Annotated in this window: 19 protein-coding genes; 11 read left to right on the top strand and 8 right to left on the bottom strand. The window is 70.1% G+C overall.

Annotated elements, in window-relative coordinates; translation table 11 throughout:
- The first annotated feature begins 230 nt into the window (after window positions 1–230).
- The 5 genes from ABT112_RS21625 to dmpG all read left to right on the top strand — a co-directional run bounded on the left by ABT112_RS21625 (window position 231) and on the right by dmpG (window position 5,071).
- The gene (locus tag ABT112_RS21625) at window positions 231–1,094 is read left to right on the top strand and encodes an alpha/beta fold hydrolase (RefSeq protein ID WP_351511947.1); all 864 of its coding nucleotides are present in this window, start codon (window positions 231–233) and stop codon (window positions 1,092–1,094) included.
- Complete coding sequence (locus ABT112_RS21620) at window positions 1,091–2,107, top strand: VOC family protein (protein ID WP_351511945.1); 1,017 nt, start codon at window positions 1,091–1,093, stop codon at window positions 2,105–2,107. The genes ABT112_RS21625 and ABT112_RS21620 overlap by 4 nt, the downstream gene beginning before the upstream one ends.
- Before the next feature lie 170 nt (window positions 2,108–2,277).
- Window positions 2,278–3,099: a 2-keto-4-pentenoate hydratase gene (gene mhpD / locus ABT112_RS21615; protein ID WP_351511943.1), complete on the top strand. Its 822-nt coding sequence runs from the start codon at window positions 2,278–2,280 to the stop codon at window positions 3,097–3,099.
- A complete protein-coding gene (locus tag ABT112_RS21610) occupies window positions 3,096–4,043 on the top strand; it encodes an acetaldehyde dehydrogenase (acetylating) (RefSeq protein ID WP_351511941.1) in 948 nt (315 codons plus the stop codon). The genes mhpD and ABT112_RS21610 overlap by 4 nt, the downstream gene beginning before the upstream one ends.
- Window positions 4,040–5,071, top strand: coding sequence for a 4-hydroxy-2-oxovalerate aldolase (gene dmpG / locus ABT112_RS21605; protein WP_351511939.1), 1,032 nt, complete (start codon window positions 4,040–4,042; stop codon window positions 5,069–5,071). Before ABT112_RS21610 ends, dmpG begins: the two co-directional genes overlap by 4 nt.
- 173 nt (window positions 5,072–5,244) lie before the next feature.
- Here dmpG and ABT112_RS21600 read toward each other — a convergent pair whose 3' ends face one another.
- Window positions 5,245–6,375: a homogentisate 1,2-dioxygenase gene (locus ABT112_RS21600; protein ID WP_351511937.1), complete on the bottom strand. Its 1,131-nt coding sequence runs from the start codon at window positions 6,373–6,375 to the stop codon at window positions 5,245–5,247.
- A 356-nt stretch (window positions 6,376–6,731) separates the two neighbouring features.
- On the opposite strand from ABT112_RS21600, the gene ABT112_RS21595 reads away from it, so the two are divergent.
- Window positions 6,732–7,688, top strand: coding sequence for a LysR family transcriptional regulator (locus ABT112_RS21595; protein ID WP_351511935.1), 957 nt, complete (start codon window positions 6,732–6,734; stop codon window positions 7,686–7,688).
- Window positions 7,689–8,259: 571 nt separating this feature from the next.
- Here ABT112_RS21595 and ABT112_RS21590 read toward each other — a convergent pair.
- Window positions 8,260–9,102 (bottom strand): LysR family transcriptional regulator, encoded by an 843-nt coding sequence (locus ABT112_RS21590; RefSeq protein ID WP_351511933.1) that lies wholly within the window; start codon window positions 9,100–9,102, stop codon window positions 8,260–8,262.
- Window positions 9,103–9,210: 108 nt separating this feature from the next.
- On the opposite strand from ABT112_RS21590, the gene ABT112_RS21585 reads away from it, so the two are divergent.
- Both ABT112_RS21585 and ABT112_RS21580 read left to right on the top strand, forming a co-directional pair.
- Window positions 9,211–10,467 (top strand): MFS transporter, encoded by a 1,257-nt coding sequence (locus ABT112_RS21585; protein ID WP_351511931.1) that lies wholly within the window; start codon window positions 9,211–9,213, stop codon window positions 10,465–10,467.
- Between the two features lie 241 nt (window positions 10,468–10,708).
- Window positions 10,709–11,086: a VOC family protein gene (locus ABT112_RS21580; RefSeq protein WP_351511930.1), complete on the top strand. Its 378-nt coding sequence runs from the start codon at window positions 10,709–10,711 to the stop codon at window positions 11,084–11,086.
- Window positions 11,087–11,198: 112 nt separating this feature from the next.
- Here ABT112_RS21580 and ABT112_RS21575 read toward each other — a convergent pair whose 3' ends face one another.
- Window positions 11,199–11,624: a sterol carrier protein domain-containing protein gene (locus tag ABT112_RS21575; protein WP_351511928.1), complete on the bottom strand. Its 426-nt coding sequence runs from the start codon at window positions 11,622–11,624 to the stop codon at window positions 11,199–11,201.
- On the opposite strand from ABT112_RS21575, the gene ABT112_RS21570 reads away from it, so the two are divergent.
- Entirely contained in the window at window positions 11,623–12,006 is a 384-nt protein-coding gene (locus ABT112_RS21570; RefSeq protein WP_351511926.1) for a VOC family protein, read from the top strand. The two genes, ABT112_RS21575 and ABT112_RS21570, sit on opposite strands and share 2 nt — an antisense overlap.
- Before the next feature lie 224 nt (window positions 12,007–12,230).
- Here ABT112_RS21570 and ABT112_RS21565 read toward each other — a convergent pair whose 3' ends face one another.
- The 4 genes from ABT112_RS21565 to ABT112_RS21550 all read right to left on the bottom strand — a co-directional run bounded on the left by ABT112_RS21565 (window position 12,231) and on the right by ABT112_RS21550 (window position 17,465).
- Complete coding sequence (locus tag ABT112_RS21565) at window positions 12,231–13,103, bottom strand: universal stress protein (RefSeq protein WP_351511925.1); 873 nt, start codon at window positions 13,101–13,103, stop codon at window positions 12,231–12,233.
- Between the two features lie 217 nt (window positions 13,104–13,320).
- On the bottom strand, window positions 13,321–14,736 hold the full coding sequence (locus ABT112_RS21560) for a DEAD/DEAH box helicase (protein ID WP_351511923.1): 1,416 nt from the start codon (window positions 14,734–14,736) through the stop codon (window positions 13,321–13,323).
- Window positions 14,737–15,022: 286 nt separating this feature from the next.
- A complete protein-coding gene (locus ABT112_RS21555; RefSeq protein WP_351511921.1) occupies window positions 15,023–15,769 on the bottom strand; it encodes an alpha/beta hydrolase family protein in 747 nt (248 codons plus the stop codon).
- Between the two features lie 151 nt (window positions 15,770–15,920).
- Window positions 15,921–17,465, bottom strand: coding sequence for an FMN-binding glutamate synthase family protein (locus ABT112_RS21550; RefSeq protein ID WP_351511919.1), 1,545 nt, complete (start codon window positions 17,463–17,465; stop codon window positions 15,921–15,923).
- Between the two features lie 464 nt (window positions 17,466–17,929).
- Between ABT112_RS21550 and ABT112_RS21545 the strand changes: the two genes are divergently transcribed.
- Window positions 17,930–18,544 (top strand): nucleotide-binding protein, encoded by a 615-nt coding sequence (locus ABT112_RS21545; protein WP_351511917.1) that lies wholly within the window; start codon window positions 17,930–17,932, stop codon window positions 18,542–18,544.
- Entirely contained in the window at window positions 18,541–18,831 is a 291-nt protein-coding gene (locus ABT112_RS21540; protein ID WP_351511915.1) for a hypothetical protein, read from the top strand. Before ABT112_RS21545 ends, ABT112_RS21540 begins: the two co-directional genes overlap by 4 nt.
- An 83-nt stretch (window positions 18,832–18,914) precedes the next feature.
- On the opposite strand, the gene ABT112_RS21535 is transcribed toward ABT112_RS21540, so the two are convergent.
- Entirely contained in the window at window positions 18,915–21,404 is a 2,490-nt protein-coding gene (locus ABT112_RS21535) for an FtsX-like permease family protein (protein ID WP_351511913.1), read from the bottom strand.
- Between the last annotated feature and the right edge of the window lie 226 nt (window positions 21,405–21,630).

The raw sequence follows: 21,630 nt of genomic DNA, 5'->3' as shown, positions 1-21,630 counted from the left end.
TCTCGCGTCCGGTCCACCTCAACGAGTCCGGCTACTGAGCCCCGGCCGCGGACGGCCAGGGAAGTGTCTTGCGCCCCTGGCTGGCCACCCGCCGCACGGCCGCATTCGCCCTGCGGCCCCACGCCTGTCCACGCAGCCGCCGCCGTACCCCCGACCCCTCCCTCAGCGGGCTTGGCCCCAGCAGCCGCACCCCGCCCGACCACGAACGGCACCCAGTGAGGACCGACACCATGACTCCGCATGCCGACCTGCCGACGATGCAGGAGACGACGTACGACATCGGCGGAAGGAAGATCTTCGCCGCGGAGGCGGGCGACGGCCCGCCCGTGCTGCTGCTGCACGGCGGCGGCCCCGGCGCCTCCGGTGTATCCAACTACGCGCGCAACATCGCCGAGTTGGCCAAGGAGTACCGGGTCATCGTGCCCGACCTGCCCGGCTACGGACGCAGCACCAAGGGCGTCGACGGCAGCGACCCCTTCGGCTACCTGGCCGACGGCATCCGCGGCCTGATGGACGCACTCGGCCTGGACAAGGCCCATCTGGTCGGCAACTCCTACGGCGGCGCCTGCGCCCTGCGGCTGGCCCTGGACACCCCTGACCGGGTCGACCGCATGGTGCTGATGGGCCCCGGCGGCATCGGCAACACCCGAGCCCTGCCCACTCCCGGACTCAACAACCTGCTGGGCTACTACACCGGCGACGGACCCTCGCGGCTGAAGCTGGAGACGTTCATCCGCAACTACCTCGTCTTCAACGCCGCCGAGGTCCCGGACTCCGCCATCGAGGAGCGCTACCAGGCCAGCATCGACCCCGAGGTGATCGCCTCTCCGCCGCTGCAACGCCCCGCCGGGCTGCGCACCCTGTGGAAGATGGACTTCACCCGCGACCCGCGCCTGAACCGGCTGCCCGTGCCCACCCTCGTCCTGTGGGGCGCGGAGGACAAGGTCAACCGGCCGTCCGGCGGCCGGATGCTGGCCGACCGCATGCCCAACTGCGACCTGTACCTCGTCGCCAACACCGGGCACTGGGTGCAGTACGAGCGCACCGACCTGTTCAACCGCCTGTGTGCCGACTTCCTGGCCGGCCGCCGATGAGCACACATGACGCCCCGTCCGTCTTCGGTGCCGTCCATCTCGGATACATCGTCATCGAGACGAACCGCTTCGCCGACTGGCGCCGCTTCGGCACCGACGCCATCGGCATGCACCACGACGCCCTCTCCCGCGACCTGATGCGCTTCCGCCTCGACGACCAGGAATGCCGCTTCCTCATCCGGCGCGGTCCCGCCGAGGACGTCGTCGCCACCGGCTGGCACGTCGACGACCACGCCACCTTCGATCGCATCGAGGCCCGCATCCGTGCCCACGGCGTCCCCCTCGCCGTCGGCACCGACGAGGAGGCAGCCCTGCGCGGCGTCGAGCGCCTGCTGCGTTTCCCCGGCCCCAAGGGCATCACACAGGAGATCTGCACCACCCCGGTGACGTCGGCCGAGCCCCTGCGCATGCTCGCCTCAGGCTTCGTCACCGGCGAGGGCGGCATGGGCCACATCGCGCTGACCTCCACCAAGCCGGCGCAGACCCGGGGTTACTTCAACACCGTCTTCGACGCCCGCCTGACCGACTACATCGACGAGACCATCAGCGGCGTCAAACTCAAGATCCGCTTCCTGCGCGTCAACGAACGCCACCACTCCATCGCGATCGCCGCCACCCGCGGCGGCCTGTCGATCGACCCGATCCGCACCCGCGTGCAGCACCTCAACATCCAGGCCGCCACCCTCGACGACGTGGCCCAGAGCTACCAGCGCGTGCACGAACTCGGCTTCGACATGGCCCTGTCCGTCGGCCAGCACACCAACGACAAGGAACTCTCCTACTACGCCCGCACCCCATCGGGCTTCGAGTGGGAGGTCGGCTGGAACCCAGTCGTCGTCGACGAGACCACCTGGGAGCCCACCACTCACCAGGGCATCAGCATCTGGGGCCACCTCCCGGTCGGCCAGACCATCATCGACAAACTCGCCCAGTTCCAGGCCGGGGCCCGCTCCCTGGGACGCCCGGAGAGCACGGTCGCGTCGCTGAGCGGCGCAGGCATTCCCGACGACTGACCGGTCCATCGCCCGATCCGTTGCTCACGACGCGCGTCTGTACCCGGCATGCGTCACAGCGTCGGCCGGCCCGCCCGTACCGAGCCCCCTCACCAGCTCCGTTCCCTTCCGGAGGTAACCCGCATGCCCATCCCGCAGCCCCTTCCCACTGCTCCCGACAGGGGTGAAGCATGAACGCCCACGAGCCCGCAGGTCCGGTGGCCGAGGTGGCGGCCGTCCTGGACGAAGCCGCCCGCGCCGGTGTTCCGTGCCCCCCGGTGCGTCATCTGCTGCCCGAGGCGGACATCGAGGCCGCCTACGCGGTGCAGCGCCGGAACGTCGAGCGCGGCATCGCCGCCGGCCGGCGCCTGACAGGCCGGAAGATCGGCCTGACCTCGCCCGCCGTGCAACGCCAGCTCGGCGTCGACCAGCCCGACTTCGGCGCCCTGTTCGCCGACATGGCGGTGCCCGAGGGGCAGCCGATCGCCCCCGGCCGGCTGCTGCAGCCGAAGATCGAGGCGGAGGCCGCCCTGGTGCTCGCCGCGGACCTGCCGCACCGGGACCCGACCGTCGCCGACCTGCTGCGTGCCACGGCGTTCGCCCTGCCCGCGCTGGAGATCGTCGACAGCCGCATCGCCGACTGGGACATCAGCATCGTCGATACGGTCGCCGACAACGCCTCCTGCGGCCTGTTCGTCCTCGGCGGCACCCCCGTACCCCTGGACCGGGTCGATCTGCGCGACGTACGGATGACCCTGACCAGGAACGGCGAGACCGTCTCACGGGGCACCGGCGCCGACTGCCTGGGCAGCCCGCTCACCGCCGCCCTCTGGCTCGCCTCCACACTCGCCGGCCTGGGTGAGCCGCTGCGGGCCGGCGACATCGTCCTGACCGGCGCGCTCGGCCCGATGGCCGTCGCCGCCGAAGGCGATGAGTTCACCGCCCACATCGAAGGACTCGGCACGGTCACCACCGCGTTCGCCGCCTCCACCACGGAAGGAACCGGAGCATGACCACGAAGGTCGCCGTCATCGGCTCGGGCAACATCGGCACCGACCTCATGATCAAAACTCTGCGGCTCTCCGACTCTCTGGAGGTCGCCGCCATGGCCGGCATCGACCCCGGCTCCGACGGTCTGGCCCGCGCCCGACGGCTGAAGGTCGCGACCACCCACCAAGGCGTGGACGGCCTGGTCGAGCTGGACGAGTTCGCGGACGTGTCCCTCGTCTTCGACGCCACCTCCGCCGGCGCGCACCATCGCCACGACGAGGTCCTGCGCCGACTCGGCCGCACGGTCGTCGACCTCACCCCCGCCGCGCTCGGCCCGTACGTCGTGCCGCCGGTCAACGGCGACGCCCATCTGAACGCGCCCAACGTCAACATGGTCACCTGCGGCGGGCAGGCCACCATCCCCGTAGTGGCCGCCGTCGCCGCCGTGACCCCGGTCCACTACGCGGAGATCGTCGCCTCCCTCTCCTCCCGCTCGGCGGGCCCCGGCACGCGGGCCAACATCGACGAATTCGTCGAGACCACCTCGTCGGCCCTCGAGCAGGTCGGCGGCGCGGGCCGCGGCAAAGCCATCATGGTCGTCAACTCCGCCGAACCGCCCCTCATCATGCGGGACACCGTGCACTGCGTCGTCGGCGACTGCGACGACGCCGCCGTGACCGCCTCCGTGGAGGAGATGGCCGCGCGCGTCCAGACGTATGTCCCCGGCTATCGGCTCAAGCAGAAGGTGCAGTTCGAACGCGTCGGCACCGACAGCCCACTGCGCTCCCTCATCCCGGCCGACTCCCGGTCCGGCCAGGCCACCAAGGTGTCGGTGTTCCTCGAAGTGGAGGGCGCCGCCCACTACCTGCCCGCCTACGCCGGCAACCTCGACATCATGACCTCGGCCGCCCTGCGCACCGCCGAGCGCATGGCCGCCCACCGCACCACGAAGGTGGTTTCCCCATGACCGCGCCCCAGCCGAAGACCCTGTACGTGCAGGATGTGACCCTCAGGGACGGGATGCACGCCGTCCGCCACCGGTACACCGTCGACCAGGCCCGCACCATCGCCGCCGCACTCGACGCCGCCGGAGTCGCCGCGATCGAGATCGCCCACGGCGACGGCCTGTCCGGCTCCAGCATCACCTACGGCGTCGGCGCCCACACGGACTGGGAGTGGATCGAGGCCGTCTGCGACGCCGTGACCCACGCGGTGCCCACCACCCTGCTCCTGCCCGGCATCGGTACCGTGTACGACCTGCGCCGAGCACACGCCCTCGGCATACGTTCGGTGCGTGTCGCCACCCACTGCACCGAGGCCGACCTTTCCGCCCAGCACATCGCCGCCGCCCGCGACCTGGGCATGGACGTGTCCGGCTTCCTGATGATGTCGCACATGGCCGACCCCGCCGAACTGGCCCGGCAGGCCGGGCTGATGGAGTCCTACGGCGCGAACTGCGTCTACGTCACCGACTCGGGCGGCCACCTCACCATGGACGGCGTACGCGACCGCGTCCGCGCCTACCGCGACGTCCTCGACCCGTCCACCGAACTGGGCATCCACGCCCACCACAACCTCGGGCTGGGCGTGGCCAACTCGGTCGTCGCTGTCGAGAACGGCGTCACCCGCGTCGACGCCTCCCTCGCCGGCCAGGGCGCCGGAGCGGGCAACTGCCCCCTGGAGGCGTTCGTCGCGGTCGCCGAACTGACGGGCTGGGAGCACGGCTGCGACCTGTTCCCCCTGATGGACGCCGCCGACGACGTCGTACGCCCCCTCCAGGACCGCGAAGTGCGGGTGGACCGCGAGACCCTCACCCTCGGCTACGCGGGCGTGTACTCCAGCTTCCTGCGCCATGCCGAGACGGCCGCCCACCGCTACGGCATCGACGCCCGCGCGATCCTCATCGAGGTCGGCCGCCGCGGGCTGGTCGGCGGTCAGGAAGACATGATCACCGACATCGCCCTCGACCTCGCCGCAGTGGGCACCATCGCCTGACCCGGAAGAACGGCACACGGCCGGTCGAGCCGAGGCGGCGTCGTTGCCGGCACGGGCGCGAGCAGTGTCGAGCGCGGCGTGGTCGGCGACGTTGCGCATCGCGCAGGCGGCGGCGCGCTCGGCACGCTGCCCGCGTGGTGGTCTGTGGGGGAGTGACAGTTGGTCATCGTGGGTCAGCCGCGGTAGCTCTCGTGGCGGGCGAAGTCGGGTATCTCGACGGCTTCGAAGGCTTCGGTGCAGCGCAGGGGGCGGACGGTGTCGACGTTCCAGACGTAGAACGGCAGGCGGGTGCGCGGGTTGGCGTGGCGGACCTGGTCGGGGCCGTGGTTCATTCCGGCCGGTGTGACGCTCGCCAGCCCCGCCGGCGGACCGGCCTGGCCGCCGTCGCCGTCGCCGGTGCCGAGGAAGACGAACAGCTCGTCGTAGTCGACATTGCGATGGGCCGGCTGCGCCTTGTCCGCATCGTCCGCGGTCTGGGTGGGCCGGGGTGCCATGGTGACGAACCAGTTCTGCCCGGCCTGGAAGGTGGCGTGTGCCACCGGCGGCATTTCAAGGCGTTCGCAGGCGAGCGGGCGGAGGTCCGCCAGGCGCAGCCGGAAGGGGGCCAGGGTGCCGGTCCAGCCTTCCACGTCGGCGGGGTCGAAGGCGTAGAAGATCGACGACAGTTCGCCCGTACGCTGGACGAGCACCTCCCACTCACCGGCCGGGTTCTGCGCGGAGGGGACGGTGATGTCGGCGTCGAGCCGGGGGACGTCGAGGACGCCGCGGTCGAAGGGCAGGAAGTGCCCGAGCAGCCCCCGCTCGGGAAGCGTGATGGGCTCCCGCGTCTCCACCACGTAGGTGACGTGCTGCTCGGTCTCGGGGTCAGGGACGATCCGGTAGTTGGTGCCCTTGGGGATCACCAGGTACTCCAGCGGCCCGTACGCGAGGGTGCCGTAGTCGGTGACGAGGGCGCCACTGCCCGACTGGACCAGCAACAGGGTGTCGCCGTCGGTGTTGCGGAAGTAGTACGGCATCGGCGCCGTTCGCTTCGACACCGAGACCGTGATGTCCTCGTTGAACATCAGCGGCGTGGGCAGGGCGCGCTCGTCGTGCTCATCGGCGGCGGGAACGTCGGTGAGCTGGACGCCGCGTGGCCGGATCGGGCCCTCCACCCGCAGCCAGTCCGTGGTCGGGTGGGCGTGGTAGAGCTGAGAGACATCACCCTCGAACCCCTGACGGCCGTGGTGCTCCTCGAAGGTGCCCTGAGGCACCCGGGCATGGGCCTGGTGGGAGATCCGGCCCTGAACGTGCTTCGCGAACATACAGTGACTCCTCCTTGGGCGCCGGCACACGCCGGGCGCCCCATCGGGTGGGTGGGTGAGAGGTGAGCGTGGCGTGGGGTTCGGGCCGACAAGAGGCCCCGCCCTGCCACACCCGTGCCAGGAACGGCGGCGACGCAGCCCCGACCGCCCACCGCACCTCGCGGGGCCGGCAGGTATGCGCGGCCACTGGCTCGCCACGCCACCAGCCTTTGATGCAGCGATCAAATACTGGACGACACCTTTGGTTTGCGCCCCTCCGGCGCCTTTCACTCCACGAGTGAACAACCACAGCGTGCCGCCGGTCCAACACCGATCATCGGACACGTGACAGCCTCAGACTGTTACCGTGAGGATTTGTGGACCTCGACCTGCGCCAGGTGCGCTACGCCGTCACCCTCGCCGACGAACTCCACTTCGGCCGGGCCGCGGACCGGCTCACCATCGCCCAGCAGACCCTCTCCGCCCAGATCAGAACCCTGGAGAAGCGACTCGGCGTCCCGCTGTTCACCCGCGACCGCCGCCACGTCGCCCTCACCCCCGCCGGCGAGACCTTCGCCGAACGCGGCCGACGCCTCCTCGCCGACGCCGAGCGTTTGGTCGACGAGATCACCCACACCTGCACACCCCTGCGCATCGACGTCGTCGCCGAGGGCCTTCCCTCCACGCTCCTCGTCCATCACCTGCGCACCCAGGCCCCCGACCTGCCGTTCGAGGTGCTCCAGAGTCACGGCATGGCCGCAGCACTGCCCCGCCTCCTCACCGGCGACCTCGACGTCGCCTTCGGCCGCCCCTTCGGCCTCGGCCGCCCCCTCGGAGCCGCCCTCGCCACCATGCCCGTGGGCCTGGACCCCATCGGCGTCGTCATCCCCGCCGACCACCCCCTCGCCGACCGGGACGAGGTCCCTCTCGCCGCCCTCGCCGATCACCCGCTCCTGATCCACTCAGCGGACGAGTCCGCCGAGTGGCACGACTGGGTCGACCAAGCCGTCGCCGCCTTCGGCCTGAAGGTGGCGACACACGTACGCGGTCACGGCCGCACCTCCGCTCTGGCCGCCGTCCAGGCCCTCCGCCACCCGGCCTTCGGCCGCACCTCCGCGCACCTCCCCGACGGCCTCACCGCCCGGCCCCTGACCGACCCCGTCCCGCTCTACCCCTGGCACGCCGTCTGGAACACCACCACGGCACACCGCGCCCTCAACCGCGCCCTGGAACTCATCCACACCTACGCCCGGACCCACCACTGGCACCGCCTCCCGAGCGCCAACTGGTGGCTCCCGAAGCCCGATCGCGACACGCTGCGGGCCACGAACTGATCCGCACCCATCCGTCTGACCACGCGTATTCCCCTCCCGCCAGTCGGCCGGCGCAGCGCCAACACTGGGTGGCGCTTGTTAAGAGTCCACACGCGTACGAGGCGGGTGACCGAAGGAGCTTCGGCGGCGCCGGCGAGCCAGCGTGTGGTTGCTGCGACCGCCAGGTGCGGCTGAGGCTTGCTGGGCTGAGCAGGCCGTTCAGACGTGGCCGCCCATTCTCCGTACCCTGCGTGTCCGAAACGGAGAGAGGAGCTGCGCCGCCTGTCCCGATCCGATGTGCTCGGCCGGTACACCTTCACCGCGTCCGTCCCCCGTGAGGGGCTGCGGCCTCTGTGCACACAGGTCATATGGCGATCCCGCACGCATCGAGACGCTCGAGGACGTGGCGCGCACAGTCACATTCGTCCGCTGGCTCATGGAAGCCGGCTTCCCCACGGTCCCTCTGCATCCCCTCGACCAGCCAGGTGTTGTCGGTCGGCACGCCATGACCTTCTGGCCGTACCTGCCCCAGCGCCCGGCCGACTCCTGTTGTGGGTCGGACGTAAACCGGCGCGCCGGCCGGCCGCGAAACTCAGATCCTGCGTCGCAGCGCGGTCTCAACGGCATCGATCAGCGGATCACCTTCGGATCGTGGGTGCCGTGCGAGGCCGAGTTCGACGTCCGGCAGGGTGGGGAGGGCGTCCGCGTCGTGGCAGGCCATGGCCGGTTCAAGGTTCGTGGGCATGAGCGCCGCGACGCCGAGCCCGGCGCGTACCGCGGCGAGCACACTGACCAGGCTGTTGCTTTCGAAGGCCACCCGCCAGGGCCGATCGGCGCGTTCCAGGGTTTCCAGCACCGACGTACGCCAGGAGCACGTGTTCGAGAACAGGACCACCGGCAGCGGATCGGCAGTCACGTCCACTCCCTGGCCGATCGCCCAGACCAGCGGGCGGCGTACGGTCCAGTGGGGCGGTCCGGGAATGGCCGGCACCTCGTTGAGCACGAGTTGGACACGGCCCGTGTCGTAGGCCTCCCGCATCGCGGCGTTGGACATGCTGAGCACCTCCAGGGTCGCGCCGGGGTGCAGCCGGGCGAGGTCGGCGAGGGCCTGCGGAAGCTGGGACGCGGCGAGGTCTTCGAGCAGCCCGACGCCGCAGCGGCCGGTGAGCGTGCGCCCGGTTTCGGTGAGTGCCTGTGCGGAGAGCGAGAGAATGCGTTCGGCGTACGGCAGGAGCTCCTCGCCCGCCCGGGTCAGCGAGACACCGGACGGTGATCGGTGAAGCAGTGGACGCCCGATGGCCTTCTCGAGCTTGCGCACCTGCTGGCTGAGCGCGGGCTGGGTATGTCCGAGCGTGGTCGCGGCGCGGCTGATGCTGCCTGCCTGCACGATGGTGACGAAAGACCGCAGCAACGTGGTTTCAAGATCCCTGGCCATAATGATTCATTATGTCGGTAGCAGCAAATGAACCACTACCTATGGCCTGACGGAGGATCTAGCGTCACGTGAGTGACCGGATACCGACGGATACTTGCCGTGCCAGGGATGGCATCGCTGTTGGGCGTTTCCTTTCTTGCCCGTACCGCGATCACGGCTGACGTGATGGCACTGACGCTGTATGTCGTGCTGGGCCTGAAGATGAGCTACGTGGCAGCCGGTGGTGTCGCGGCGGCTCTGACCACCGGGCTGGCGCTGGGCGGGCCGCTGCTCGGCCGCATGATCGATCGGCGGGGCCTGCGTACGGTGCTGCCGGCAACTGTCGTCGTGCAGGCCGTCTTCTGGCTGAGCGTGCCGGTCCTGCCGTACGGGATCCTGCTGGGCACCGCCTTTGCGGCGGGTCTGCTGATGGTGCCGGTCCAGCCGGTGACCAGGCAGGCGATCGCCGCGATGACGACGGCGGAACAGCGCCGGGCCGCGTTCGCGCTGGAGTCGGTGCAGGGCGAACTGTCGTACATGGTGGGCCCGGCGGTCGTGATCCTGTGCGCCGCGAAGGCGTCCCCGGCTGTGGTGGCGTGGGGGCTCGGCGCCGCGATCGTGGTCGGCGGAACCGGGATCGCCGTGCTCAACCCGCCGCTGCGTGCCGAGGACGAGGCGGATGCCGGCGCCTCCGGACGGCCCCCGCGACGGGAATGGCTGGGCGTCGGCATGATGGCCGTACTGACGATGGCGTTCGGTACGACGATGCTGCTCGGCGGCGTCGACCTCGCCATCGTTGCCACGCTCGAGGAAGCAGATCAGGTGTCCTGGGCCGCCCTGGTCGTGGCCGTGCTCGGCGTGACCTCTGTCGCCGGCGGGCTGATCCACGGCGCGCTGTCCCGGCCGGTGCCCACGTGGTTGCTGCTCGGCTTGCTCGGGCTCGTGACGATTCCCGCAGGGCTTGCCCACGACTGGCCCTGGTTGTGCGTGGCCGTTGTCGGAACCGGGTTTCTCGCCGCGCCGACCCTTTCCGCGGTGGCCGACGCGGTGAGCCGACTGGCGCCGGCCGGCGTGCGGGGTGAGGCGACAGGTCTGCAATCCTCGGCGCAGAGTGCGGGTTTCGCGCTCGGATCCCCGGTCGTCGGGGCGGCAATCGACGTCTCCGTGCCGGCGGGCGGCTTCGCGGCGGCCGGGCTGACAGGCCTCGCCGCCGCGCTGACAGGATGCCTGCTGTCCCGCCGCAGTCCGTCGCCGCGGCCGCCCACTGCAGTCAGTTTCCTCTCCGTCTGCGTGACACAACTTCACACCTCCCAGCCGTACCAGGGACGAACTCGGTCGCGGGGATCTTCCTGTGGCCCGCCCGATGACCCAAACGAAACAGCCTGATCTCAGGGCTCGGTGCAAGGGCCGTCTGTTGACCGCACCGAGTTGGTGATCCGCTGGTGTGCCGAGCGACCTCCCGCGCTCGACGTCGACGGCCCGGCCGCCCCGACAGGGCCTGGGCATGGAAAAGATCTTTTCCATGCTCGTCTCGTTCGGTACGGTCGCGAAGTCGCCTCCGCGGCTGGGATCCCATGATCTACGCACGTGGCCCCGGTGGGGCCCCCAACTCAGAGCAGGAGTCTTTATGGCATGTCGTATCGGTGAGCTTGTGCTCGGTTGCCGCGACCCCGAACTGTTGGCGCAGTTCTGGTGCGAGGTCCTGGACTACGTCGTGGTCGGCCGCGAGGAGGGCTGCGTGGAGATCGGGACGCCGGAAGGGTTCGGCGGTCCGCAGCCCACGATCTTCTTCAGCGTCCGGGACGAGCCGGAGCCGGGAAAGTCCCGGTTGCACATCGACCTCAACCCCACCGACCGCGACCAGGACGCCGAGCTCGAACGCCTCCTGAAGCTCGGTGCCCGCCGAGCCGACATCGGCCAGACCGGGGACGAGCCGTGGCATGTCCTGGCCGACCCCGAGGGCAATGAGTTCTGCCTGCTCAGGGCCCGCATCAAGCCGCTCTGACCACTCGTCCGAGGCCCAGGACTCCGCGATCTTCCTCTACGCCGTGACGGGCGCGCGCGGAACGGGCTTTCAGGCCACCGAGCCCGTGCTCGCCGCCGTATCACTGGGCCAGTCAGAAGTGGTCGGGCAGCCAGGGTTCGTGATCTGTCGTGGCGCGGATCAGCTTGGTGAGGGCTTCGTCAGAGGTGGCGGCGGCTCCGGCAAGGTGCGCGGCGGCTGTCCGGAAGCCTCCGGCGTACCAGACGGCCAGCTTCTGGCGGGTGAGCTCGACCTCGCCGTGGCGGTGGGGCGCGGTGAGGTGACCTTTGCCGTCTGTGACTTCATGCTTCGGACGGAAGATCACCGATGCCACGTTTACCAGCCCCCGGTAGGCGATGTAGTGGCGGAGAGGCGCCACCTCGACCTCGCCCCACGCCGTCAGCGCGTCGTCCAGCTCCGCGTACAGGTCCCGCAGACACTCCGGGGCCGCAGTAGTAGGCCGCGGGGCGGCCGTATTCCGGTGGCGGGCGGTGCGCCGCTGCGACATGATCGCGCGCATGCCTTCAACGGTGACGAACATAGCGGTCGACTGTGCGAACGCCTATCGACTGGCGCGGTTCTGGAGCGATGTGACCGGACATCCGCTGGATCCCGAAGACGAACCGGGTGACAACGAGACGGAGATCATGCTGCCAGGCGGTCCGGCCTTGCACTTCAACGAGGTTCCGGAGCCGAAGTCGGCCAAGAACAGGCTCCATCTGTGCCTGCGCCCGGACACCTCACGCGACGGAGAGGTCGAGCGACTGCTGAAGCTGGGCGCCTCCCTGGTCGCCGATCACCGCAAGCCCGACGGCTGGGGCTGGGTCGTTCTCGCCGACCCGGAAGACAACGAGTTCTGCATTCTCCTGGCCGAATCCGAGCGGGCAGCTTTGTCCTCCTGACCTCAGCCCAGCCCAACGAACAGCCCGACCGCCGGTCACAGCAACTGTGTTTGCAGTACTAGATCTTCAGCAAGAAGGAATGCTGTCGCCGCGCTGCCGCGGGCACTGCCGCTCAGCCCTTCGTCGACGCCCTGACCGCGAGCCGGTGCAGGCACCGGCTGACACGCCGGCTTTGTCGTCATGCACCCCTCTCGACGCGTGGGCCGTTTGATCGGCAGCGGTTCTCAGGGGTGCGGAACCACTGATACGGGGCAGGTGGCGTGGTGCAGGGCGGCGTGGGCCGCTGAGCCGATACGGCCACCGACCGGGGAGCGGCGTACCCGACGTCCGAGGACGAGCAACTGTGCCCGGGTGGCGGCTGACAGCAGGACCTGTCCGGCACTTCCCAGCTCCACATGCGGGATCACCGTGACGTCGGGGTACTTCTCCCGCCACGGCTTCAGTGCGCGCTCCAGAGCTTGCTTCTCGAACGGTTCCAGCCCTCCGGCTTCGTCGGCCAGACGCATTGATCCGGGGCTGTAGGCGAAGACGGGTGGCAGGCTCCAGGCACGCACGGCCCGCAGCGTTGCGCCGCGTGCGGCGGCGGCCTCGAAGGCGAACTGGAGTACGTGGTCACTGTCTTCTCGGTCGCCTTGCTGACCAACGACGATCTCTTCCCCCGGTGTCTCGCCCGAGTCCTTCTCAGGGGCGCGGACGGAGACCACAGGGCAGGCAGATGCCGCGATGACCTGCTGCCCGTAGGAGCCGAGCAGGAAGCCGGCGATGGCCCCGTGCCCGCGGGAGCCGAGTACCAGCATGTTCGCCCGCTCGGCTTCGGAGAGCAGGGCGGCAACTGCGGTGTCCGATACCAGCTCGGCGGTCACCTGCACATTCGGGTTCGTGGTGGCCACGTGTGTCTCGGCCTCCCGCAGAACGGCATGCGCAGACCGGCCCTGCGCTTCCTTGTCCTGGACGATCGGAGTGCCCCCGTCCTGCCAGATCCAGGCATGCACGATGCGAAGGGGCAGAGCACGGAGCGCGGCCTCGCGGCCTGCCCACTCCGCAGCAGCCAAGCTCTCGGGGGATCCGTCCACTCCTGCGACAATGCCACGGGTCATCAAGGGGTGCCTCCCAGCGGTCTCGACAGGGCCAGTCACTGCAGCCGAACCTTCTCCCTCCAGCATGGGCCATGCAGAGGGCGACACGGCGGTGCTCCCGAAATCTCGATCATCTCGGCTCAATCTCGACGCCGCAGTGGGTCTGCCTCTGAATCGCCCAGCCGGCTTGAGTATTGCGGGATCCTGACCAGGAATGTCCGGCTACCGGGGCGGGCTCTCAGCCGCCGCGGCGCACCCGGGCTGCCTTGCGGGCCTCGGAGAGCTTACGGGCCTCGGTGGCCTTGCGGGACTTGCCGCCGGTGGTGCGGGAGGCGTCCTTGCTGGTGCCCAGGCCACGGAAGGGCGTGTTGGTGTTCTTGGTCCGGCGTGCGGCGGGCTCACCGTCGAGCGCGGTGCCGGAAGGGCGCTCGGCCCCGGTGATCCGGTTCAGCTCCGCCTCACCCGAGCGCACCTTGGTGGTCGTCGGCTCGATGCCGGCCTCTGCCATCAGGCGGCTCGTCTCCCTGCGCTGGCCCGGGAGGACCAGTGTGACGACGCGGCCGGACTCACCGGCCCGGGCGGTGCGGCCCGCGCGGTGCACATAGTCCTTGGGGTCGGTGGGCGGGTCGACGTTGACCACGAGATCGAGGTCGTCGACGTGCAGGCCACGGGCCGCGACATTGGTCGCCACCAGGACGGTGATCCGGCCGCTCTTGAACTGCGCGAGGGTCCGGGTGCGCTGCGGCTGGGACTTACCGCTGTGCAGGCCCGCGGCATCCACCCCGCTGGCCCGCAGGTGCCGGGTGAGCTGGTCGACCCCGTGCTTGGTATCCAGGAACAGCAGTACGCGGCCGTCGCGGGCGGCGATCTCCGTGGCGACGGCATACCGGTCGGGGCCATGAACGACCAGCACATGGTGGTCCATGGTCGTGACCGCGCCCGCGGACGGGTCGACCGAGTGGACGACGGGGTCATGGAGGTGGCGCTGGACCAGGTGATCGACGTCCGGGTCCAGGGTGGCGGAGAACAGCATCCGCTGACCGTCGCGACGCACCTGGTCGAGCACCTCGGTGACCTGAGGCAAGAAGCCCATGTCGCACATCTGGTCAGCCTCGTCGAGGACGGTGATCCGCACCCGTCCCAGGCCACAGGCCCTGCGCTCGATGAGGTCGTGCAGGCGGCCGGGGGTGGCGACGATGACCTCGGCCCCGTCGCGCAACGCAGCGACCTGCCGGCCGATCGACATGCCGCCGACGACCGCGGTCATCCGGAGCCGGAGCGCGTCGGCATACGGCGCGAGTGCTTCGGTGACCTGTTGGGCCAGCTCCCGGGTGGGCACCAGGATCAGGGCGAGGGGCTGCTTGGGCTCCGCGCGCCGCCCTGCCGTCCGTGCGAGCAGCGGCAGGCCGAAGGCGAGGGTCTTGCCCGATCCGGTGCGCCCGCGCCCCAGGACGTCGCGTCCCGCGAGGGCGTTCGGCAACGTGGCCGCCTGGATCGGGAAGGGCTTGCGCACGCCGAGTTCGGTGAGCGTTCGCAGCACCTCGGCCGGCAGTTCCAGCTCAGCGAAGGAGGCGACCGGGGGAACCGTCGGGGTGAGGGGCACTGGCTGGGCGAGGTCGCCGTGCGAGGTGCCGAGGTGGTCCGGCTGGTTCATGCAGAGCCTTCCGTATGCGGAACTTACTGAGGAAGGCCCGGCAGGAAATGAGCAGTCAACGAACAAGGGAGTCGGACGGGCAGAATTGTCAGCCGTCACAGCCGTCACAGCCGTCACAGCCGTCACAGCCGTCACAGCCGTCACAGCCGTCCAAACGTTTGAGGATAACACAAAGTGACAGTGCGCCCCGGCGCTGTGGTGCTGCTTACTCCGCCTGCGTCGGTGACGCGACACAGACCGAGAGCCCATTCCGACGGCCTGACGCCGACGTGCCGCCTCCGGGCCGCTACCCGTCGATGTACTGGTCGGCCCAGGCGCTGATGATGTGGGCGGCTCGCTGCGCTTGTCCTCGTGCCGTCAGGAGATGGTCTGCCCCTTCGAGCGAGACGAAGCTTCGCGGGTGCCGTGCCTCGTTGAAGATCTCCCCGGCGTTGGCGATGTCGACGGTGTTGTCGGTAGGCGAATGCAGGACGAGCAGCGGCAGGTCCAACTCGCCGATCCGGTCCCGCAGGTGAGCACGGCGGACGTCTTCGACGAAGGCGCGCTTGAGGACCAGGGTCCTCCCGCCGACGAACCACTCGTGCGACCCCTCACTGAGCACGCGATCCACGACCGCGTCGTACTGTCGCTCGACGTGGCTGGGATCGACAGGCGCCCCGATCGTGGCGACCGCGCGGACGCCGGTTGCCTCGGCCGCCGCGGCCAGGACGGCGGCGCCTCCCCATGAGTGCCCCACCAGCAGGTCTGCCGGAGTCCCTCGCTCCGCCATCATGGCTGCGGCCCGGATCGTGTCCTGGACCTTGACGGTGAAGGAACCGTCGCCCCAGTCACCGTCGGACTCCCCGATCCCGAGGTTGTCGAAGCGCAGCATGCCGATCCCCTCGCGTGCCAGCTGCTTGCTGACACGCGACGCGGCCGGCGAGCCCTTGCCGAGCGTGAATCCGTGCACGAAGATCCCCCAGCCGCGGATCTCGCCGTCCGGCAGGTCGATGGCGCCGGCCAGCTCGGGGCCGACGACGCTCGGGAATCTCACTTTTTCGCTCATGTTGTGATCACCTAGGCAGGGGCTGTTCGTGGAGCAGGAAAGACTGTGGAGCAGGAAAGACCAGGGTGCCACCGGCCGGCACCACGCGTGCGCTCCGGGCAGGGGAGCGGCGAGCACGGTGCCTGCCGTGATCGGCGCGTCAGGCGGTCGGCTTCCGGTCGGAGGACTGCTCGGTGGTGAGCAGTGCGGTGATCTCCTCGGCGAGATGCGGGCCGAGCTCGCCCCAGCCGTCCTTGTAGCCGTAGACACCGGCCAGGGTACGGGCCTCGTAGTCGCCGTTCATGATCTCGATGTCGGTGGCCGTGATGAGCGCCGGGTGGGCGACGCCGACGGCTGCCGAGACCTTCAGCAGCTCCTTGCGGAGGGTGCGCAGGTAGACAGCGGTCCGGGTGGCCTTGGAGGCCGGGTCGAGGCCACGGGCCAGCCACGGGCTCTGGGTGGCGATGCCGGTGGGGCACTTGTCGGTGTGGCACTTCTGCGCCTGGATGCAGCCGATCGACAGCATCGCCTCACGGGCCACGTTGATCATGTCGGCACCCAGCGCGAAGGCGACCGCGGCGTTCTCGGGCAGGCCGAGCTTGCCGGAGGCGATGAACGTCAGGTCGTCGGTCAGCCCCCGCTCGGCGAAGGCGCCGTAGACCCGGGAGAAGCCCATCCGGAAGGGCAGCGACATCGAGTCGGAGAAGGTCAGCGGCGCCGCCCCGGTGCCGCCCTCGCCGCCGTCGATGGTCACGAAGTCGACACCACGGTCACCCCGCGCCATCAGCGTGGCCAGCTCCTGCCAGAACTCCATCTCGCCCACCGCGCTCTTGATCCCGACCGGCAGCCCGGTCTCGGTGGCGAGCAGTTCGACGAAGTCGAGCATCGAGTCGACGTCGCCGAAGGCGGTGTGCCGTGACGGGGAGGCGCAGTCCTCGCCGAACGGGATGTCGCGGATCTCGGCGATTTCCCGGGTCACCTTCGCACCCGGCAGCATTCCGCCCAGACCGGGCTTGGCGCCCTGGGAGAGCTTGATCTCTATCGCCTTCACCGGGGCGCCGGTGACCACATCCTTGAGCTTGTCGATGTTGAAGCTGCCGTCCTCGTTGCGACAGCCGAAGTAGGACGTACCGATCTGAAGGACGAGGTCGCCGCCGTTGCGGTGGTACGGAGAGAGACCGCCCTCGCCCGTGTTGTGCAGGGTGCCCGCCAGCGCCGCCCCCTTGTTGAGCGCCGTGACCGCCGCGCCGGAGAGCGACCCGAAGCTCATCGCCGAGATGTTCACCACGCTCGTCGGCCGGAACGCCTTGGCGCGCCCGCGCGGCCCGCCCAGCACCTTGGCTGAGGGCAGTGGGGCCTGCGGGTCGCGCAGATCGGGCAACGGGCCGGCGAACGTGCGCTGCTTCAGATACGCGTGCCCCTGCATGTGCTCGACGTCGTTGTCGGTTCCGAACCCGAAGTAGTTGTTCTCCCCCTTCGCCGACGCGTAGATCCAGGTGCGCTGGTCACGACTGAACGGGCGCTCCTCGTCGTTGGACGTCACGATGTACTGGCGCAGCTCCGGCCCGATCGTCTCCAACAGGTACCGGGCGTGCCCGAGCACAGGGAAGTTCCGGAGCAGTGCGTGCTTCTTCTGGACAAGGTCACGAGCGGCCACCAGTGCCAGTGCAGTTGCGGTGGCCGTGGCGATGCTCCGGGCGCGCATGAACGTTCCTCTCCTCGATGCTCGACTCCATCGGCATGCGGTGGAGTCGGCGTGGCGTGGCGGGCGGCGGGCGCGACCCCGCGGGCGTGAGCGTCCGTCGGAGAACGCCAAGTGATATTAGGGGCTCGCCCGGACAGAGGGCCGCGGGTGGGTCGTCTTCCCGGCGGTGGGTGGTCCAGGCGCGTCGGAACCGGCTATGCGCGGTGATGCTCGGGTGACGCGGCGTGACGCGGCGTGACGCCTGAGCGTCGGCCGAGCCGGGCGAGGCAAGGGCCACCGGCCGGTCCCGTCGCCGAGGCCGCCACCCGGGGCGCCGGTGGCGCACCGGGGTGACCGCGACCGCAACCGGGCGTCCGACGTTCTCACTGCTTGCGGGTGAACCGCGAGACCGCGCCGTCGTGCCGACCCGAACGGGACGATCGCGCCCGTTATTGTCCCTTCTTGCGCCTTTGAGTTGTGCATTTGTGAATCTCAAGCCCGGCGTCGGAAAGACGACGAGTGCTGTGTGGCTGGCCCACGCGCTTTACGAGTCGGGTGTGTCTCCGCTGCTGATCGACGGGGACCCGGCCGCTTCCGCGCTGCGCTGGAGCGAGCTGGCCAATGGCTTTCCGTTTCCGGTGATCGCTCTGCCGGTGGGGGACGTCCACCGTCGCGTGAACGACTTCCTCGGCGACCGGCAGGCCGTCGTGCTCGACGCGCCCCAACTGGAGGACCATCCCCGCATCGCCCGCAGCATCATGAGGTACGCCGACGAGTGGATCGTGCCCGTGACCCCCGCTCCCATCGAACTGGACCGGATGGCACCCATCCTCGGCGAGATGGCGGACGTGCAGTCCCTGCGTGCCGAGCCGGCCCGCTCGGCGGTGCTGCTCAATCGCACCAACCGTCCCGATGCCACGCGCACCGGGCCTGATGCGGACGCTCGCGAGGCACTCACCGAGCGGGGCTTCGAGGTGCTGGGCACCCACATCGCGCGGCTCGACCTGTACGCCCAGTCTTTCGGGAACCCGGTCCAGGCCAAGGGCTCGGCGTACATGGACTTCGCGGAGGAACTGATCAAGCGTCAGGATGAGGCATGAGTCAGCGCAAGGAGAGCTACCGCGCGGCACTGCGGCGCGGGCCGGATGTCTCGGCACCTCGGCCCACCAAGGTCACCCGGCTGCAGAGCAGATACATCCGGGTGACCGTCGAGGTCGACCCCGACCTGCGCGGTGATCTGACGCGATGGATGGGATGGCCGGTCTCCTCGGTGGTGTTCGCCGGCACCACCGTCCTGCGTACTCTGGCCGCCACCGCCGGCTGGGTCGCTCGGCCCGGAGACCAGGATTCGTCCGCCGCGCGCGAGGTTCCGGACTCGGGTCGCTGAACTTCACGCGCCAACGACCCCGATCATGGCTCGAATGACGCGCCGCGGTCGTTCTGCAACATGCTTTGGGGCGCAGCGGCGTATCACCCGCCCGTGTGCAGGGCGTCGACGACCGCCATGCGGCGCACCCGACGGGCGGGCAGGACCGAGGCCGCGATGCCGGTGAGCACGGTGGCCGCGAGGATGACGAGCACCGTCAGGGCCGTGCCGTCCGACGATGTCAGGAGGTCGAGGGGCGAGCCGCCGAGGATCGAGCGGACCGCCAGCACGCCGTAGACCAGGCCGAGGAGGGTGCCGGCGACCGCGCCCGTCAGCGCGAGCAGTACGGATTCCAGGGTGAGCATCTCGCGCAGTTGCCTGCCCGACATGCCGATGGCACGCAGCATGCCGAACTCGAGGGTGCGTTCCTCGACCGTGAGCGTCAGGGTGGCGGCCACGCCCAGGGCGGCGATGGCCATGGAGAAGCCGAGCAGGATGGTGACCACGAGCAGCATCCGGTCGAGCAGGTGGCGGATCGAGGCGACGTCGGCGGCTGCGTCGGAGACCTGGATGTGCGGGTAGTCGGACAGGGCCCGGTCGAGTGCCTTGCGGGCAGTGTCGTGGTCGGAGCCGCTCGCCGGGTCCAGCCACACAGCGGCCACGGTCGTCGCGTCCGGTGCGAGCCGGTCGAGGGTGGATTCGGTGACGTACATGTCTGCGCCGGGGAGCAGCGTGTTCAGCCAGGAGGAGTGCCCGGACTCGGCTGCGAGGCGGGTGCCCGCCACCGTGACCGAGCCGCGTGCGGTGGAGGTCAGGGCCTGACCGTCGCTCAGCGAGCGTGCCGCGGGAACACCCTCGGCGTCCTCCTTGAACAGTGCGGGGGCGGCGGCGACGACCAGGCTCTTGTGTCCGTCGACGGTGAGGGTTGCGGAACGGACCGGTATGACGGCCAACTCCGGTTGCCCGCGCAGGGATTCCACGGCGCCGGCGGGCACCTCGTTGTCCGTGGTGTTCAGTGTGAAGACGGCGGGCAGCCCCGGCGACAGCATGGACTCCGTGGCACCGCTGGTGGCGCCGATCGCGGTCACCGCCGAGACGGCGACGGTGACGCCGACGAGCATCGCGGAGGCGGCGGCGCTGGTGCGGCGCGCGTTCGACCTCAGCTGCTGCACTGTCAGCTTGCCGGTCGTGCCGAGCCATCGGCGGGCCGGGATACCCAGGAGGCCGACCAGGGGTGGCAGCAGGTGCTGGGCGAACCTGAGCACTGCGAAGAAGCTGCAGATGGCACCGATGGTCACATCGAGCAGCGCCAGGGAACCGCCGAATGCGCCGAACGTGAGCATGTAGACGCCGAAGAGCAGGAGCAGCACGGAGAAGATCCGGCGTACGGCTTTGCGACCTGGCTCGGGAAGCGTCGCGGACCCGCTCTGTGCGAGCGCGGCCACCGGCGGCACGGCGGCGGCCGCCCTGGCGGGCTTACGGACCGCCCACAGGGTGAGCAGGGCCCCGAAGAGGCCGGAAAGGGCGAAGGCGATCCAGTTCGGCAGCAGAGAGATCGTGACGGGGCCGAGGTCCACGACATTGCGCAGCATCGTCGTGCCCAGGGCGCACGCGGCGCCGCCGGCGGCGAGACCCGTGGCCGAGGCGAGGACGCCGAGCATGATCCCCTGGCGGCGGATGATCCGGCGCACCTGGCCGCGGTCGGCACCGATGCAGCGCAGCAGGGCCAGCTGGCGAGCGCGTTGGGCGAGGACCACGGAAAAGGTGTTGGTGACGACCATGCGCGCCACCGCCATCGCGATCATCACGAACGACAGCGCGGCGGTCAGCACGATCGGGTACATGGTCCGGTTCTCTTGCTGCGCGTTGTCGACCGCACCGGCGTGTGTGAAGACGGACGCGTTGCCGTCCAGTGCCGTCTTCACCGCCTGGGCGACGGTGGAGGCGTCCGCGCCCTCGTGGATGTCCATGTCGATGTGTGTGGTGGTCAGCCCGGTCGCGTACGTCTTCATCGCCTCGTGCCGCACGCCGATGGCGGCCTGTGAGGCGAGGGTGCGAGACGAGCTGGTGTCCAGCAGGCCGGTCAGCGTGACGCCCGCTGCCTTGCCGTCGGGCTCGACCAGACGGACGGTGTCCCCGGGCTGTGCGCCCAGACGCTCGGCGGTCCCCCGATCGAGGACGGCTTCGCCCGGGCCCTGCGGCCAGCGGCCGTCGTCGAGCCGCTGCCAGCGCATCCTGGTGTCGGCGGCGATCGAGGTGACGACGGCCCGGTCGTCCAAGAGGCGGCGCCCGGAGGGGCCGACCACCTTCCCGTGCCCGAGAACCCGCGGGCTCACCCGTGTCACCGACGGCACCTTCCCGGCCCGCGCCGCCGCTTCCTCGGGCAGGCCACTGCCGGAGCCGGAGACTGCCTGGAGGTCGGCGTTCCCGACCTCCACGGCCGCGGTCTGCGAGGAGAGCTGCACCAGGGCGCCGCTGCCGCCCACGGAAAGCACCAGGAACGCCACACCCACGGCGATGGCGACCCCGGTGAGCACCAACTGACGCAACTGGGCACGGAAATCCTTGACGGCGAAGCTGGACAGTCTCTTCATGGCGGGGCCACTCACCCTTCCCGGTGGTCTGCCTCAACGCTATGCGCCGTCGTTGGCCGCTTCCGGCCCCACCAGGCACGATCGCGAGGTCAGTCCGGAGTCGCCCCGGTGGGGACCCCGTACGTCTCCGGTATGACGCCGTGGTCTTCGGCCCGGTCGTGGCCGCGGATGGCCCGAACGACGCGGAGGGCGACCGGGTCCGGGACTCCAAGCCCGGCGGGGCTAC

The organism is Streptomyces sp. NPDC002055 (assembly GCF_040296705.1).
Lineage (GTDB): Bacteria > Actinomycetota > Actinomycetes > Streptomycetales > Streptomycetaceae > Streptomyces.
Note: the sequence above shows the minus strand (reverse complement) of the source record. Positions and strands in the feature narration are given on the sequence as shown.

Coding starts and splice junctions, on each gene's coding strand:
- ABT112_RS21625 (WP_351511947.1), top strand. CDS start 231: ATGACTCCGCATGCCGACCTGCCGACGATGCAGGAGACGACGTACGAC.
- ABT112_RS21620 (WP_351511945.1), top strand. CDS start 1,091: ATGAGCACACATGACGCCCCGTCCGTCTTCGGTGCCGTCCATCTCGGA.
- mhpD (WP_351511943.1), top strand. CDS start 2,278: ATGAACGCCCACGAGCCCGCAGGTCCGGTGGCCGAGGTGGCGGCCGTC.
- ABT112_RS21610 (WP_351511941.1), top strand. CDS start 3,096: ATGACCACGAAGGTCGCCGTCATCGGCTCGGGCAACATCGGCACCGAC.
- dmpG (WP_351511939.1), top strand. CDS start 4,040: ATGACCGCGCCCCAGCCGAAGACCCTGTACGTGCAGGATGTGACCCTC.
- ABT112_RS21600 (WP_351511937.1), bottom strand. CDS start 6,375: ATGTTCGCGAAGCACGTTCAGGGCCGGATCTCCCACCAGGCCCATGCC.
- ABT112_RS21590 (WP_351511933.1), bottom strand. CDS start 9,102: ATGGCCAGGGATCTTGAAACCACGTTGCTGCGGTCTTTCGTCACCATC.
- ABT112_RS21585 (WP_351511931.1), top strand. CDS start 9,211: ATGGCATCGCTGTTGGGCGTTTCCTTTCTTGCCCGTACCGCGATCACG.
- ABT112_RS21580 (WP_351511930.1), top strand. CDS start 10,709: ATGGCATGTCGTATCGGTGAGCTTGTGCTCGGTTGCCGCGACCCCGAA.
- ABT112_RS21570 (WP_351511926.1), top strand. CDS start 11,623: ATGCCTTCAACGGTGACGAACATAGCGGTCGACTGTGCGAACGCCTAT.
- ABT112_RS21575 (WP_351511928.1), bottom strand. CDS start 11,624: ATGCGCGCGATCATGTCGCAGCGGCGCACCGCCCGCCACCGGAATACG.
- ABT112_RS21565 (WP_351511925.1), bottom strand. CDS start 13,103: ATGACCCGTGGCATTGTCGCAGGAGTGGACGGATCCCCCGAGAGCTTG.
- ABT112_RS21560 (WP_351511923.1), bottom strand. CDS start 14,736: ATGAACCAGCCGGACCACCTCGGCACCTCGCACGGCGACCTCGCCCAG.
- ABT112_RS21550 (WP_351511919.1), bottom strand. CDS start 17,465: ATGCGCGCCCGGAGCATCGCCACGGCCACCGCAACTGCACTGGCACTG.
- ABT112_RS21540 (WP_351511915.1), top strand. CDS start 18,541: ATGAGTCAGCGCAAGGAGAGCTACCGCGCGGCACTGCGGCGCGGGCCG.
- ABT112_RS21535 (WP_351511913.1), bottom strand. CDS start 21,404: ATGAAGAGACTGTCCAGCTTCGCCGTCAAGGATTTCCGTGCCCAGTTG.